Below are 14,763 nucleotides of genomic sequence, written 5' to 3'. Positions count from 1 at the left end.
GGTTTATGCTTCAGTTATGCCGTTTAATTTACCCATTGCCCTGACCTGGTTGCGCGTTGCCGCAATCCCGCTTGTTGTCGCAGTGTTCTATTTGCCCAATAGCTGGCTAACTCCTTTTGAAAAGAATCTCACAGCCACAGTCATTTTTGTTTTTGCAGCAGCTACTGACTGGTTGGATGGTTACTTAGCGCGCAAAATGAAACAAGAGTCGGCGTTTGGTCAATTCTTAGACCCGGTAGCAGATAAGTTGATTGTTGCTGCTGCATTGTTGGTTCTTCTCAATATGGATCGTGTACAGGTTTGGGTTGCCCTCATCATTATTGGACGTGAAATTACTATCTCAGCACTAAGAGAATGGATGGCGCTCTTGGGTGCCGGAAAAAGCGTTGCTGTGCATATGGTCGGCAAACTCAAGACAACGGCTCAACTTGTGGCGATTCCATTTTTATTGTTGAACGACACTATATTTGGCTGGTTGAATTGCGCACAAGTCGGCACTTGGTTAATCTGGATTGCATCCTTTTTGACACTTTGGTCCATGTTCTATTACATGAAAAAGGCCTTGCCTCAGCTAGTTGATAAAATCGAGTAATGTCCACAAGCCTATGGCTGATAAGGGTCTGCTGTAAGCATCAGTCCCGTGAGTAGGGAGTCTTCTTCGTAATTCATGCGCTCCCTCCAATTGTTTGCTAAACTGTTGCCCTGTTATGCGGGAATAGCTCAGCTGGTAGAGCGATACCTTGCCAAGGTATAGGTCGGGAGTTCGAACCTCCTTTCCCGCTCCAAGTTCGATGGGAAGCCCTAAAAAAGCTTCCCATTTTTGATTCAAGCATATGGCGCGTTGGCCGAGTGGTTAGGCAGGAGCCTGCAAAGCTTCGTACGGGGGTTCGATTCCCTCACGCGCCTCCAGTAATGTAGATTGATTACCAGGGCAAGAAGATGATCCAACTTAAACAAGTTCAGCAACTTTCATTAGCTTTTGCGCTATCTATGCTGCTAGCAGCGTGCGCATCTTCCGGTGACTCTCCAACAGGTACGCCTAGTGAAGTTCAGGAAATTCAATCGCAACTTTTGGGCGATATGCCATTACCGGCTGCATCAAAAATGATTGGCTCTGATTCACTGATTATTGGTCGTGGCGATAACTGGGTTGGGCGCGTAGTTTTATCTGGCGTGCAAACCCCAACAGATATTTATGCATTCTTCCAAGCCGAGTATCCCAAAGTGGGTTGGACTACCGTGAGTGCAGTGAAATCAAAAACCAGTATTTTGGTTTTCACTAAAGGTGATCGCACCTCAACCGTAGAATTAAATGAAGGTCCATTCACTGGCCCAAAGACAATCATCACTATTACTGCATCCCCTAAGAATGCAAACGTAGTTGCGCCTACTAAGAAATAACAATAGTTATATTGGCGAGCAATAGCAAAAGGCCTCTAACGAGGCCTTTTGCTTAAGGGGTCGGGGCTTATAGTCCGCCAGCCCTAATGAGGCCAACTGCTTGTCCTTCAACTGCAAAGTTCGGTTGGTGTTTATCTACCAAAATATTTTTGAAGTCTGGGTTCTCGGCTTGTAATTCAATCACCATGCCATACGCAGTTTTCTTTTGGTTCCAACGTTTTACTGTAACTTCATCATCTAAGCGCGCAACCACGATATCGCCGTTACGAACCTCAGAAGTTTTTCGCACTGCGAGATAGTCACCATCCAAAATACCAGCATCACGCATGCTCATCCCAACCACCTTGAGTAAGTAGTCAGCACCTTTGCTAAACAAGCTTGGATCAATTGGCACTTGTTTTTCAATGTGCTCAACAGCCATGATTGGAGAGCCCGCTGCAACACGACCAATGAGTGGCAGTGTCAGTTGCTGAAGCGCGCCAGAAGGCAATGACATTTGGCGATATTTATTGGGATTATGTGTTTGATTAAATCGTTGTGGAATGCGAATGCCACGTGAAGTTCCCGGTGTCAGTTCGATATACCCTTTTTTTGCTAATGCGCGTAAGTGCTCTTCAGCAGCGTTGGCAGAAGCAAAGCCCAGTTGCGTCGCAATTTCAGCGCGCGTAGGTGGCGAACCACTTTCATCGATGGCCTTGGTAATCAATTCCAAAATCTCACTTTGACGTGAGGTGAGTTTGGGGAGGGCAGTCAGCTCCTCTGGAAAATCGACTGTATTTATATCCATACTGGGATTGTATACAGCAGTATTTGAATTTTCAAGCAATTTAGAGGTGGATAATATAGAAATGACCTCAAATCATAGTATTTCTGAAAATACTCCCCATCTCCTGGTTTTGGGTATGGGTGGCACCATTGCTGGCCTGGCACCAAACCCAGAAAATCCCCATCAATACCAAGCTGGCCAAGTAGGGGTTGATACATTGGTGGCGCAGATTCAGTCGGTGGTGCCTGCAGGGGTCAAGCTGGTTTCGCGTCAACTGGCCAATATCAACAGCCGCAATCTGACTGACATTCACCTCACCGCGCTCGGGCTTGCTGTAAGAGAGGCTCTGTTGGATGCTTCTGTGAGGGGTATTGTGATTACCCACGGCACCGATACGATTGAGGAAACGGGCTTATTTTTGCAGGTAACTTGCGGAAAGTTAGCTCATACTCAGTCTAAGAGGGTTATTTTGACTGGGGCCATGCTCCCGAGCAATGTGCCTGGAGCCGATGGACCCTCTAATTTATTGGACGCCTTGCGCTGGGCTTCCACGCCCATTGATAACTGTCCTGGCGGAATTTATGCAGTGATAGACGGGCGCGGATGTCTGGCGATGGAATTAGCTAAGCGTCATGCTACAGCCCTTAATGCACCATTACAGAATTCCCCATCAAGTTCGGTGAGCCTAATTAATCCCTCTTGGCTATCTGGGGTGAAGGCTATTCAAGCAGCCTGGAATGAAGATTTACCTATTCCCCAGGAGGGCGAGTGGCCTTGGGTGGAAATTCTGACTAGTCATGCGGGTGCTCGTCCTGAAACTATCTCACATTGGCTTAGTAGCGCCGTTCAGGGCTTTGTGCTTGCTGGTTCCGGGCAGGGCGGCTTTCATGATGACTGGATCAAACCTTTGAACCAGGCGATGGCTCAGGGTATTGCTTTGGTCAGAACAACTAGAACGGGTGCTGGGACTACTTTGCACAACATTCCCGAGGCAGACGCGCCCGGATGCCATGCTTCGGGGGCTCTGACTGCACCTAGAGCCAGAATTGCCCTTCAATTGGCTCTAAATGCCTCAAAGCAGGCAAATAAAGCAGGTAAACCCCTGACTTGGCAGGATTTTTTTGCTAGAATAGCGGACTTACCTGAAATACGGTGAGGACTTAAAAGCTGTAAATATGTGTAGTTAGTTTTATCTACAATTTGTTACTACCTTGTCACACTGGCGCTAACTTTAAAACCATCGGAAGTTAGCAAGACGCCCAGGTGACTTTATCCTTAAGGAGTGTTAGATGCGTCATTATGAAATCGTCTTTATCGTCCACCCGGACCAAAGCGAGCAAGTGCCTGCGATGATCGATCGCTACAAAGCGACATTAGCTGCTGCTGGCGGCAAAATTCATCGTATGGAAGATTGGGGTCGTCGTCAGATGGCTTACATGATCGACAAACTTGCTAAAGCCCATTACGTTTGCATGAATATTGAGTGCGACCAGAAAACTCTGGACGAGCTCGAGCACGCATTCAAATTTAACGATGCTGTTTTGCGTCACCTCATCATCAAGACGAAGAAAGCTGAAACAGAGCCTTCCATCATGATGAAAGAAGTGCAACGTGAAGAAGCGCGCAAATCAGCTCAATCCGACGCTCCTGTAGTAGCGGCTTAAGTTAGAAATTTGAAGAGGAATACACAGACTAGAAAACGTATCAGAGTGACGGAGCGGCGTTGAATCATTTCACCCTAACTGCATTCTTGGTATCTAAAGACGCGATTCGATTTACACCAGCAGGAATACCGGTGATGCATTGCCAGCTAGAACATAGCGGCGAAGTAAACGAGGTAGGAGTGGCTAGGAAAATTCAGATGAGTGTTGAAGCCATAGCAATTGGTCCGATACAAAAGGGCTTAGAGCAAATGGATTTAGGAGCCGAGGCAGTGTTTGAAGGATTCTTAGCACCCAAGACTCTACGTAATCAAAGACTTGTTTTCCATATCATCCATATTCAATTGAAAAATTAAAGAGGAAATCATCATGGCGTTTGGAAAGAAACCCGATTTCAAAAAGAAACCAGCTCAGAACCCATTGTTCAAGCGTAAGCGTTATTGCCGTTTCACTGTTGCTGGCGTAGAACAGATTGACTACAAAGATGTAGACACATTGAAGGACTTCATTGGCGAAAACGCCAAGATCACTCCTGCACGTTTAACAGGCACAAAAGCTAAATATCAGCGTCAGTTAGACACTGCTATCAAGCGTGCCCGTTACTTGGCTTTGTTGCCATTCTCCGATCAACACAAGAAATAATTGGGAGCCCTCAATGCAAATCATTCTTTTAGAAAAAGTAATTAACCTGGGCAACCTCGGTGACATCGTTCGTGTTAAAGACGGTTATGCTCGTAATTTCCTAATCCCACAACGTAAAGCTCGTCGTGCAACTGAAACAGCCATCGCCGACTTTGCAGTACGTCGTGCTGAGTTGGAGAAGCTGGCTGCTGAGAAGTTGGCTGCCGCTGAAGCGGTTGGCGCAAAGCTCAAAGACTTGGTTCTTGAAATCGGTCAAAAAGCAGGCGTTGACGGTCGTTTGTTTGGTTCTGTAACCAACCATGACATCGCTGATGCTTTGAAAGCCAAAGGCTTTGTAATCGAAAAAGCTTCTGTACGTATGCCTACTGGCCCGTTGAAGATGGTTGGTGATCACCCTGTAGCGGTTGCTGTTCATACCGATGTAGTGGCTGACATTACTATCCGTGTAGTTGGCGAGCAAGCGTAAGTTTTAGATCTTCGGTTTTTTATTAAATCGCTAGCCTCATGGCTGAATCCCGCTCACGTTCCCTTATGTCGAATCCCGGCATGATGGGTTCTGGGGATGCAGCCTTGCAGGCTTTAAAAGTACCGCCGCATTCTGTAGAAGCCGAGCAATCTTTGCTCGGCGGTCTACTGATCGATAACACAGCCTGGGATCGCCTGGGTGGCGTGTTAACTGATAAAGATTTCTATCGTCCTGAACATGCTCTGATCTACAAGGTCATTCAGCGTTTAGTTGGCGACAATCATCCCGCTGACGTCATTACTGTCCATGAGGCTGTTAAGTCCGAGCAGGGTGGCGACTTAGTTGGTATCGATTACCTTAATTCATTAGCTCAAAGCACGCCTAGTGCAGCGAACATTAAAGGCTATGCCGACATTGTTCGTGATCGCAGCATTCTGCGTCGCCTAATCGAAGTGTCTGACAACATTGTGAACTCTGCATTTGTTCCAGAGGGTCGTTCTGTAAGAACGCTCTTGGATGAAGCGGAGTCACGCATTCTGCAAATCGGTGAAGAGGGTAGTCGCAAAGCTGATTACCTCGAGATCGAACCATTACTTAAAACTGTTGTCGCTCGTATTGATGAACTCTACAACCGTCAAGGTGGCAGTGATATCACCGGCATTGCAACTGGCTTCATTGATCTAGATAAACAAACTAGCGGTCTGCAAAAAGGTGACTTAGTGATTGTTGCTGGTAGACCGTCGATGGGTAAAGCGCAGCCACTGGATGCCAAAGTAAAAACGGTTGACGGCTGGAAGCTGATGGGCGATTTGCGTTTTGGCGATCGCCTTGCCTCTGTGGATGGCCAGCATTCCATGGTTACCGGTATCTATCCGCAAGGTATTAAACAGATTTACAAAGTCACTTTCTCTGATGGTCGTGAAGCTGAGTGCTGCGATGAGCATCTCTGGCGCGTCATGTATCGGGATTGGGATGCACCCAAAGTTATTAATACTGCGCGTTTAATGGAAATGCTTTCTTGTGTTCGCTACAAGAACCGTCTGTGGATAGATCCTGTTTCAGGTGATTTTGGTCACTCAAATGCATTGCCAATAAACCCTTGGGTACTAGGTGCACTGCTCGGCGATGGAACTTTGGCCTTGTCTCACGGTAGCGTGATGTTCTCAACTAAATCTCCTGAGCTCATTGAGCGCATGAATGCTCTAGCTGGCTATGAGATGGAGTTGGTTCATGCCAACGCATATGACTGGAGATTGGTCTCAAAAGCCAGATTCGCTGCTAATGGTCAACGTCAGTCTGTGCCAACAAATTACTTCCGCTCTGCCTTACAAGATATAGGCGTTCTCGGTTGCAGAAACTTTGATAAATATATTCCTGCGACTTATCTCGAGGCGAATAAGACTTCTCGTGTCGCGCTGTTTCAGGGTTTGATGGACACTGATGGCTGGATTGAGAAGTGGGGATCTATTCGTTTTTGTACTGCAAGTAAGCAACTATCAGAAGACGTGGCTTCTTTGGCTAGATCATTAGGCGGTTTTTGCTCAATCGCGCACAAACAGTCAAGCTACACTTACAAAGGCGAGAAGAAGCAGGGTCGTTTGGCTTACGTTTTAAATATGAGTTTTGCTCCTGGCTTCCAGGCATTTACTTTGCCTGAAAAGAAGGAAAGACTCAGATCAACGTGGGATCGCCAACGCAGAATTACCTTTAAAAGTATCGAGCCATCCAGAGTAACTGAGGCTCAATGTATCTCCGTTAGTCACCCAGACAGAACTTATGTAACTAATGATTACGTAGTGACCCACAACACTGCATTTGCACTCAATATCGCTGAGAACGTCGCCTTAGCTGAAGGCTTGCCAGTCGTTGTTTTCTCAATGGAGATGTCAGGTGAGCAATTAGCAGCCCGTTTACTTGGTTCGGTAGGGCGCGTTGACCAAAGTCGTATGCGTACCGGCAAGCTGCAAGATGATGAGTGGCCACGTGTCACGGATGCCATTGCGCGTTTAAGTAATACCCAAATTTTGATTGATGAGACAGGTGCCTTATCAAGTTTAGAGCTACGTGCCCGTGCACGTCGTATTGCGCGTAACTTTGGTGGAACACTTGGTCTGGTTGTGATTGATTACTTGCAGTTAATGAGCGGTTCAGGTTCTGAGAATCGTGCAACAGAGATCTCTGAGATCTCGCGCTCACTCAAGTCGCTCGCAAAAGAATTGCAGTGTCCAGTAGTTGCTTTGTCACAGTTAAACCGTGGCCTAGAGCAGCGCCCTAACAAGCGCCCAATCATGTCTGACTTGCGAGAGTCGGGTGCAATCGAGCAGGATGCCGACTTAATTATGTTCATCTACCGTGATGAGGTATATCACCCAGATACAACCCAAGACAAAGGTATGGCAGAGATCATTATCGGCAAACAGCGTAATGGACCAATTGGTACTGTGCGCTTAAGCTGGCAAGGTCCATATACAAAGTTCGACAACTTGGCGATGGGATCAGTTGGATATTCCTCTGGTGGATACGAGCCGTTCTAATTCAGAAGAAAAAAACTGAAGCTAATAAGTAATAACAGATAAGAATAAAAAAGCCTCGCATTGCGAGGCTTTTTAACTTGATGCGAAAGGTATTTACTTGCCGCCTTCACATTTCTTAATAGATGCAGATTTGGCAGCTCCATAAAGCGGCTTACCGTCTTTGCTTAGAGCTTTAGCTTCGCAATCATTAGGTTTGGCATCGCCCATACATTTCTTAATAGATGCGTCTTTAGCTGCGCCGTAGAGTGGCTTGCCTTCTTTACTAACTGCTTTGGCTTCACAGGCTGCTTGATCTGCAAAGGCAACAGATGGAATTGTAAAACTAAATGCAATACTTAAAGCGATGATAATTTTCTTCATACGAGCCACTCCCAAATGAGAAATCTAAAGAACCAATTGTTCTGCTTATTAATGTAAACAATATTTAAGATTTTGGGAATACGGTGTAATGCTATCAGCTCAAAGGCTAATGGTTAGGGCGTCAATCTTCTAGCCTCAGTAAATCTAGCCGCCCAGTAGGGGGTAGTGATGTATTCCAAGCGCACAGTTCCACCAGCGCTTGGGGCGTGCACAAATCTTCCTTGACCTACATAGATGCCTGCATGCGAGTACTTTGTACCAGTAGTGTTGAAGAAGACGAGGTCTCCTGGTGCGGGTGGGCCACTATCTACGCTTTGACCTCGATTACTCATCTCCTGAATAGTCCTAGGTAACTTGATGTTTGCAGATTTGTTATAGACATAAGCAATGAAGCCACTGCAATCAAACCCTCCGCTAGGGTTGTTTCCTCCATAACGATAAGGAACCCCAACTAAACCCACTGCAGCAATCGAGATATCTTCGGTGCCTACACTGGTATCTTGTTTGAACTGGGTAACTTTAGCTGCACTATTCTTTGAGCCAAAGCTGCTGCAACCCGACAGTATTGCTAGGACGCAAATAAAAATGCCGCACCCCATCAGAGTGCGGCATGAGAGGGTTTGCTTAGAGTGCGTCAGCAGCATGATCCGCAAGACGTGAACGCTCACCGCGAGCCAGTGTCACATGCCCACCATGACGCCAGCCTTTGAAGCGATCCACTACATAAGTGAGACCTGAAGAGCCTTCGGTTAAGTAAGGTGTATCGATCTGCGCAATATTACCTAAACAAATAATTTTGGTTCCTGGACCTGCACGCGTAACCAAGGTTTTCATTTGCTTTGGTGTTAAGTTTTGCGCTTCATCAATAATCACAAACTTACTGACAAAAGTTCTACCACGCATGAAGTTCATGCTCTTGACCTTAATGCGTGAACGAATCAATTCTTGTGTGGCAGCACGACCCCATTCACCAGCGCTACCGTCTTCATTGCGTTGTAGTACTTCAAGGTTGTCATCAAATGCACCCATCCAAGGCTGCATTTTCTCTTCTTCGGTACCTGGCAAAAATCCAATATCTTCACCTACGGGAACAGTAGCTCGGGTAATAATGATCTCGTTATAGCGCTTACTATCCAGCACTTGCTCCAGGCCGGCAGCTAAGGCTAGCAGAGTTTTACCAGTACCTGCTTGCCCCAGCAATGTGATGAAATCCACATCCGGGTTCATGAGCAGGTTCATGGCAAAGTTCTGCTCGCGATTGCGCGCGGTCACACTCCATACATTATTTTTTTGATGAGAAAAGTCCCTCAAGGTTTGGAGGAGGGCAGTCTTGCCGTTGATCTCTTTAACTTGGGCGTAGAAGGGTGTAGAGCCATCAGGGTTTTCTTGATAGACAAACTGATTTACTAACATGCCGAGAACTGAAGGGCCGGTTACGCGATAAAACATCGTTCCAGATTTACCGTCAGCCCAGCTCTCCATATCTTTGCCATGCTTTGGCCAAAAGTCTGCAGGTAGTGCCATAACGCCGGAATACATTAAGTCACGATCTTCTAAGACCTGGTCGTTGAAGTAATCTTCAGCAGGCAAACCAAGCGCGCGCGCCTTAATGCGCATATTGATATCTTTAGATACCAGAACAACTTCCTGTCCCTTACGTGTCTTTTGTAGCTCACTGACTACTGCCAAGATGAGGTTATCGCCCTTACCTTCAGGCAAGCCCTCTGGTAGAGCTTGAGTAGTCAGCTTTGTCTGGAAGAAGAGTCGACCAGATACATCTTGATTGCCAAGCTTATTCAGGGGAATACCATCGTCTAATGTGCCGCTGGTGCCGGCTACCAATTGATCTAAGGAGCGACTTACTGTACGGGCGTTGCGAGCAACCTCCGTCATGCCCTTCTTATGGTTGTCCAGCTCCTCAAGAGTAGTCATCGGCAAGAAGAGATCATGCTCGGAGAAGCGAAACAGCGAGCTAGGATCATGCATCAATACATTGGTATCGAGTACAAATAGGCTTGGTGGACCTGTGCGAATAATGCGCTTTGGTTTTTCGGGAACATTCGCTATCTTGTTATCACTACGACCACTACGCACAACTACTGGATTGTGGTCACTTTTGATTTTCTCAAGCACTACTTCAGCATCAGAAAGATCTTCCTCTGCATCTGTTGTCCAATCTGGCGCATGGCTTTCCATCACAACAGTTTTTGCTGGCGCAGGACGTTTCTTTAAATTCGGGGTGTCCTTGCTATTAATTTTTACTTGGCCAGCAATTTGAGTTGGGATTGGGGGCAATGGCATGCAGACTCTCCTAAAAGAAAAAACCGTCAAGCGGGTTGCATTGACGGCTTATAACGAAACTAGGTGTAAAGCGAACTGTAAAACGGCGGGGGTTGTTTACCAAGCCTACTCTTAAATGTTTAGGCTGGTGAGTCAAACGGATTGTGAGACTTTCCCGTCGTTTACGGTGCATAAGAACTACTTTACCCCAAATTTTAGGCTTTGCAAGTGCCCCAGATTAAATTAATTTAAAAATTATTTAGTGGCTTGGGCTGCTTGTAATACCTCTGTCACATGTCCGGGAATCTTAAGGCCACGCCACTCTTTTACCAGCTTGCCCGAAGAGTCAAAGAGGAAGGTGCTGCGCTCGACGCCACGAACTTGCTTGCCATACATATTCTTCATTTTCATGACGCCAAAAAGCTGACATAGGGTTTCTTCGGTATCGGCAACGAGTTCGAATGGCAGCTCTAGTTTGCTGCGGAAATTGTCGTGAGATTTGAGGCTATCTCGAGATACGCCAACGATCAAAGTATTGGCTTTAGTGAAGGCATCTATGTTGTCCCGAAATTCACCAGACTCCGCGGTGCAGCCTGGAGTCATATCTTTTGGATAAAAGTAGACAACCAGTTTTTTGCCTTTGGCTGAGTCTGGGGTAAAGGTCAATCCTGATGTTGCCGGGATTGCACATCGGGGCATTGATTTACCAATTTCTACTGTCATGATGGAACTCTCTTATTTAACTTGATGTATTACGTATTCTGAGCTAACTCATACCGTTTGCAAAATGAGCTCGCCACTTCTATTGGGTATTTCCCCCCAGGAGACTGGCTGTACGGCTATTTTATCCAGTTGCTTAGTGGCTGCCCAGGATTGATGCAGCTCCCCCATGGTAACTAGATCATGTCCTTGATTTAACCAGCCCGCTAAGAGTTTCTCAAAGGCGGGTAGAAGCTTCTGACCCTCAAGCTCTGCATGCAGCGTAAACACCTGATCGTTCGGATTGCTTTGGGTAATCTCAAGCAGTTTTTTTACGGCCCCAAATTCATCGGCATCATCTATTCCAATCAACTCATCAAAAGTTGGTAGGGTGGTTGGATATTGCACGTGCTTTGCTTTGCCAGAAGGCAGGTCAAAACGATAAGGCATCAAGTTAGGCTCAGCTCTGCCATCGGAAGAATATTGAATGCCCCATTGATCAAGTTGCTCAAAGGCTGCTTCATTCATTTGCCAACCAGCGGCACCATAAGTGGCTGGTGGGTGACCAAAGATTTCTACAAAACGATCCCAGCTTTTTTGCATCTGCGCTTTAGTCCATTGGGCATCGCGATGACGCACAGCATCTTGCCAAGCTACGTGATCCCAGGTATGAATACCAGTCTCATGACCAGCCGCATCTATGGCACGCATTTCAGCGGCAGCTTGTTTGCCAATATCGGGGCCGGGAAGAAGGACGCCGTAAAGCAAAGTCTTAATACCGTAGTGTTCAACAACGGAAGTGCGGCTCACTTTCTTAAGAAAGCCCGGCTTAAAAACTCGCTTGAGTGCCCAGCCAGTGTGGTCAGGGCCTAGGCTAAATAGGAAGGTGGCTTTCAGGCCAAAGCGCTCAAGCGTGCGCGCTAGGTTCGGGACACCTTCTTTGGTCCCGCGCAGAGTATCAACATCTACCTTGAGTGCAATCTTAGCCATGAAGCCCTAAACGTACTTTCGCTTATTCTTTGTCAACTAAATGACGTGCGTTTTCTACGTCATGGCGATAGGCTTCAAAAATGTTCTTCAGCGCATCGCTCATATTGATCGTTGGCTTCCAACTTAATTCAGTCATCGTGTTATCAATTGCAGGAACACGGTTCTGAACATCCTGATAGCCTTCGCCATAGTAAGCGCCAGAAGTGGTTTCTACGATTTTCACTTCATTCGCCATCTTTGCGTACTCTGGAATACTTCGGGCGATATCAAGCATCTGATTAGCAAGTTCACGAATAGAGTGATTGTTCTTTGGATTACCGATGTTGTAGATCTTGCCATCAGCAATGCCATCTTTATTGTCGATGATGCGCATTAAGGCATCGATACCATCATCAATATAAGTAAAGGCACGTTTTTGCGCGCCACCGTCAACCACGTTGATGGGTTCGCCGCGAACGATATGACCTAAGAACTGGGTAACGACACGGGAAGAACCTTCTTTTGGTGTGTAGATACTATCAAGTCCAGGGCCAATCCAGTTAAATGGACGAAAGAGGGTGAAGCGCAAACCTTCCATGCCGTAACCCCAGATCACACGATCCATCAACTGCTTAGAGCAAGCATAGATCCAGCGTGGCTTGTTGATTGGGCCGTAAACCATATTCGACGCAGCGGGATCAAACTCACCGTCTTCACACATGCCATAGACTTCGGATGTGGATGGGAAGACCAAATGCTTTTTGTATTTAACTGCTGAGCGCACGATTGGTAAGTTAGCTTCGAAGTCGAGCTCAAATACTTTTAATGGCTGCTGAACATATGTTGCTGGCGTCGCAATCGCTACTAAGGGTAGGATGACATCGCATTTACGGATATGGTATTCAACCCATTCTTTATTGATGGTGATATCACCTTCAAAGAAGTGCATGCGGGGATGGTTTACTAAATCACCAAGGCGATCGTTTTGCATATCCATGCCATAGACATCCCAATCAGTTGTCTCCAGGATGCGCTTTGAAAGGTGGTGGCCAATAAAGCCGTTTACACCAAGAATGAGTACTTTTTTCATCTTTACTGCCTCGTTTTTTAATCTAAAGAGTGCTACTTGTAATTTGTTAGCTATTTGCTGGGAACCAGTCCAGTATCGCTACCGCTTTTTGGTCACCACAAACGCCGAATACCTGATTATCAACCACTTGGATGCCGGGAGTCTGAAGATCTAGCTCCCTCGGAAATGGGCCTTCTAGGCTGGTCCGAGCCACAATCTGGCGCTGACCTTGCCAGTCTGTAAAAGCCCCTGGATAAGGGGGCGCAACGGCTCTCACCAGGTTGTGAACCTGTTGAGCGGTCTGATGCCACAGAATTTGCCCATCAGCAGGCTTACGGCCCCCAAAATAGCTCCCCTGAGACAGATCATTGGGTTTTTTGGGAATGTGGCCTTGAACAAGCTTGGGTAGAACCTGATGCATTACCGTGACAGCTGCCTGGCTAACCTTAGTAAAGACATCGGTGGCAGTTTCATTGGGTCCAATCGAGACTGCTGACTGTCCCACAATATCACCCGCATCCGGTTTGATTTCCATCATGTGTAAGGTCGCACCGGTTTCCGTTGCACCATGCAGGATGGCCCAATTGATTGGTGCCCGTCCTCGGAATTTGGGTAACAGTGAGCCGTGCATATTCAGAGCCGCAATCTTGGCGCAGGCCAAAAGTTCTGCTGGAATCATGTGACGATAGTAAAAAGAGAAAAGGTAATCTGGCGCCAACTTTTGAAGTTGCGGTACTAGATCCATCAACTGATTGGCATCTGGTGTGATGTAAGGAATCTGTTGATCCTCACACAGTTTTGCAACGCTCCCAAACCAGACATTCTCATTAGGATCATCTTGATGGGTAACTACAAGATCAATCTCAATGCCTGCACCGAGTAATGCCTTAAGGCAGTTAACGCCAACATCGTGATAAGCAAAGACGACTGCGTGCAATTATTTTTTCTCTAAAACAGTTTGCACAACATAGCGTGGACGCTCGCGAACCTGTTGGTAGATGCGGCCAATGTACTCACCGAGTAGACCAAGACCAAAAAGCATCACGCCAATCAGGAAGAAGGTGAGGGCGAAGAGGGTGAATACCCCTTCAACCTCAGCACCGAGTACAAAGCGGCGAACCAAAAGGTAGATAAATAGACTGCCCGCAGCCATTGCCAGCAACATGCCTAGAATCGAGAAAATCTGCAAAGGCATTACAGAAAAGCCAGTCACTAAATCAAAGTTCAGGCGAATGAGTTGATAAAGGCTGTACTTGGACTCACCGGCAAAACGCTCTTCATGTTTAACGGTAATTTCGGTTGGATTGGATGCGAAGGTGTAAGCCAGCGCCGGAATAAAGGTGTTGCTCTCATCGCACTGACGTACGAGATCAACAATACGACGGCTATAGCCACGCAGCATGCAACCTTGATCAGTCATGGTGATGCGCGTGATTTTTTGACGCAAATGATTCATTGCGCGTGAGGCGAATTTTCTGAAGAAGCTATCGCGACGATCGGCGCGAATAGTGCCAACGTAGTCATGACCTTGAAGCAATTCATTTACCAAGGCATCGATTTCTTCTGGGGGATTCTGCAAGTCAGCGTCGAGCGTGATGATGTACTCGCCACGAGAGTATTCAAAGCCAGCCATGATCGCCATGTGCTGACCAAAATTGCTGTGAAATAACACCGCACGTGTGACATCCGGGCGCAGCTCAACTTGCTTGGCCAGGATGCCGGCGGAGCGATCTTTGCTGCCATCATTCACAAACACCACTTCATAAGTAATTTTGCGCTTACTGGCCATGACATCTAGCGCAGGGTATAAGCGATCAAAGAGTGCTTGAAGGCCGTCTTCCTCGTTGTAAACGGGAATGACAATGCTGAGTGTTGGATTGCAGGCTTGGGTAGCTAAATTTGCAGTCATGCTGCAA

17 protein-coding genes and 2 tRNA genes are annotated in these 14,763 nt (G+C 46.8%); 10 read left to right on the top strand and 9 right to left on the bottom strand.

The window, feature by feature from the left end:
- The first annotated feature begins 16 nt into the window (after positions 1-16).
- The 4 genes from pgsA (at position 17) to FD977_RS07890 (ending at position 1,401) form a co-directional block, all read left to right on the top strand.
- On the top strand, positions 17-592 hold the full coding sequence (gene pgsA, locus FD977_RS07905; protein WP_215304759.1) for a CDP-diacylglycerol--glycerol-3-phosphate 3-phosphatidyltransferase: 576 nt from the start codon (positions 17-19) through the stop codon (positions 590-592).
- A gap of 117 nt (positions 593-709) precedes the next feature.
- A tRNA-Gly gene (locus FD977_RS07900) sits at positions 710-785 on the top strand.
- 50 nt (positions 786-835) lie between these two features.
- Positions 836-909 (top strand) — tRNA-Cys (locus FD977_RS07895).
- Between the two features lie 30 nt (positions 910-939).
- Complete coding sequence (locus FD977_RS07890; RefSeq protein ID WP_215304757.1) at positions 940-1,401, top strand: hypothetical protein; 462 nt, start codon at positions 940-942, stop codon at positions 1,399-1,401.
- 67 nt (positions 1,402-1,468) lie between these two features.
- Here FD977_RS07890 and lexA read toward each other — a convergent pair whose 3' ends face one another.
- The gene (lexA, locus tag FD977_RS07885; protein WP_215304756.1) at positions 1,469-2,188 is read right to left on the bottom strand and encodes a transcriptional repressor LexA; all 720 of its coding nucleotides are present in this window, start codon (positions 2,186-2,188) and stop codon (positions 1,469-1,471) included.
- A 61-nt stretch (positions 2,189-2,249) separates the two neighbouring features.
- On the opposite strand from lexA, the gene FD977_RS07880 reads away from it, so the two are divergent.
- The 6 genes from FD977_RS07880 to dnaB all read left to right on the top strand — a co-directional run bounded on the left by FD977_RS07880 (position 2,250) and on the right by dnaB (position 7,470).
- Positions 2,250-3,323 (top strand): asparaginase domain-containing protein, encoded by a 1,074-nt coding sequence (locus FD977_RS07880; RefSeq protein WP_215304754.1) that lies wholly within the window; start codon positions 2,250-2,252, stop codon positions 3,321-3,323.
- Between the two features lie 133 nt (positions 3,324-3,456).
- The gene (gene rpsF, locus FD977_RS07875; RefSeq protein ID WP_215304752.1) at positions 3,457-3,831 is read left to right on the top strand and encodes a 30S ribosomal protein S6; all 375 of its coding nucleotides are present in this window, start codon (positions 3,457-3,459) and stop codon (positions 3,829-3,831) included.
- 59 nt (positions 3,832-3,890) lie between these two features.
- A complete protein-coding gene (priB, locus tag FD977_RS07870) occupies positions 3,891-4,184 on the top strand; it encodes a primosomal replication protein N (RefSeq protein WP_215304750.1) in 294 nt (97 codons plus the stop codon).
- 13 nt (positions 4,185-4,197) lie between these two features.
- On the top strand, positions 4,198-4,470 hold the full coding sequence (gene rpsR, locus FD977_RS07865) for a 30S ribosomal protein S18 (RefSeq protein ID WP_011902267.1): 273 nt from the start codon (positions 4,198-4,200) through the stop codon (positions 4,468-4,470).
- 13 nt (positions 4,471-4,483) lie between these two features.
- The gene (rplI, locus tag FD977_RS07860; RefSeq protein ID WP_015421571.1) at positions 4,484-4,936 is read left to right on the top strand and encodes a 50S ribosomal protein L9; all 453 of its coding nucleotides are present in this window, start codon (positions 4,484-4,486) and stop codon (positions 4,934-4,936) included.
- A 38-nt stretch (positions 4,937-4,974) separates the two neighbouring features.
- Entirely contained in the window at positions 4,975-7,470 is a 2,496-nt protein-coding gene (dnaB, locus tag FD977_RS07855) for a replicative DNA helicase (RefSeq protein ID WP_371743104.1), read from the top strand.
- A 93-nt stretch (positions 7,471-7,563) separates the two neighbouring features.
- Here the strand turns inward: dnaB and FD977_RS07850 are convergent, their stop codons facing one another.
- From FD977_RS07850 to FD977_RS07815, 8 genes are all read right to left on the bottom strand, one after another.
- Positions 7,564-7,830, bottom strand: a complete 267-nt coding sequence (locus FD977_RS07850) for a hypothetical protein (protein ID WP_215304748.1) — start codon at positions 7,828-7,830, stop codon at positions 7,564-7,566.
- A 113-nt stretch (positions 7,831-7,943) separates the two neighbouring features.
- On the bottom strand, positions 7,944-8,474 hold the full coding sequence (locus FD977_RS07845; protein WP_215304746.1) for a C40 family peptidase: 531 nt from the start codon (positions 8,472-8,474) through the stop codon (positions 7,944-7,946).
- Complete coding sequence (locus FD977_RS07840) at positions 8,455-10,131, bottom strand: PhoH family protein (protein WP_215304744.1); 1,677 nt, start codon at positions 10,129-10,131, stop codon at positions 8,455-8,457. The genes FD977_RS07845 and FD977_RS07840 overlap by 20 nt, the downstream gene beginning before the upstream one ends.
- Positions 10,132-10,365: 234 nt before the next feature.
- On the bottom strand, positions 10,366-10,833 hold the full coding sequence (locus tag FD977_RS07835) for a peroxiredoxin (protein ID WP_215304742.1): 468 nt from the start codon (positions 10,831-10,833) through the stop codon (positions 10,366-10,368).
- A gap of 48 nt (positions 10,834-10,881) precedes the next feature.
- Positions 10,882-11,799 carry a polysaccharide deacetylase family protein gene (locus FD977_RS07830; RefSeq protein ID WP_215304740.1) on the bottom strand — a complete coding sequence of 306 codons (918 nt, stop codon included), beginning with the start codon at positions 11,797-11,799 and terminating at the stop codon, positions 10,882-10,884.
- Positions 11,800-11,821: 22 nt separating this feature from the next.
- Positions 11,822-12,868: a bifunctional UDP-4-keto-pentose/UDP-xylose synthase gene (locus FD977_RS07825; RefSeq protein WP_215304739.1), complete on the bottom strand. Its 1,047-nt coding sequence runs from the start codon at positions 12,866-12,868 to the stop codon at positions 11,822-11,824.
- A gap of 46 nt (positions 12,869-12,914) precedes the next feature.
- Positions 12,915-13,784, bottom strand: coding sequence for a formyltransferase (locus FD977_RS07820; RefSeq protein WP_215304737.1), 870 nt, complete (start codon positions 13,782-13,784; stop codon positions 12,915-12,917).
- Positions 13,785-14,756 (bottom strand): glycosyltransferase, encoded by a 972-nt coding sequence (locus tag FD977_RS07815; RefSeq protein WP_215304735.1) that lies wholly within the window; start codon positions 14,754-14,756, stop codon positions 13,785-13,787. It lies immediately after the preceding gene.
- Between the last annotated feature and the right edge of the window lie 7 nt (positions 14,757-14,763).

Source organism: Polynucleobacter sp. AP-Elch-400A-B2, assembly GCF_018688355.1.
Lineage (GTDB): Bacteria > Pseudomonadota > Gammaproteobacteria > Burkholderiales > Burkholderiaceae > Polynucleobacter.
This window is presented reverse-complemented; position numbering and strand designations above follow the sequence as displayed.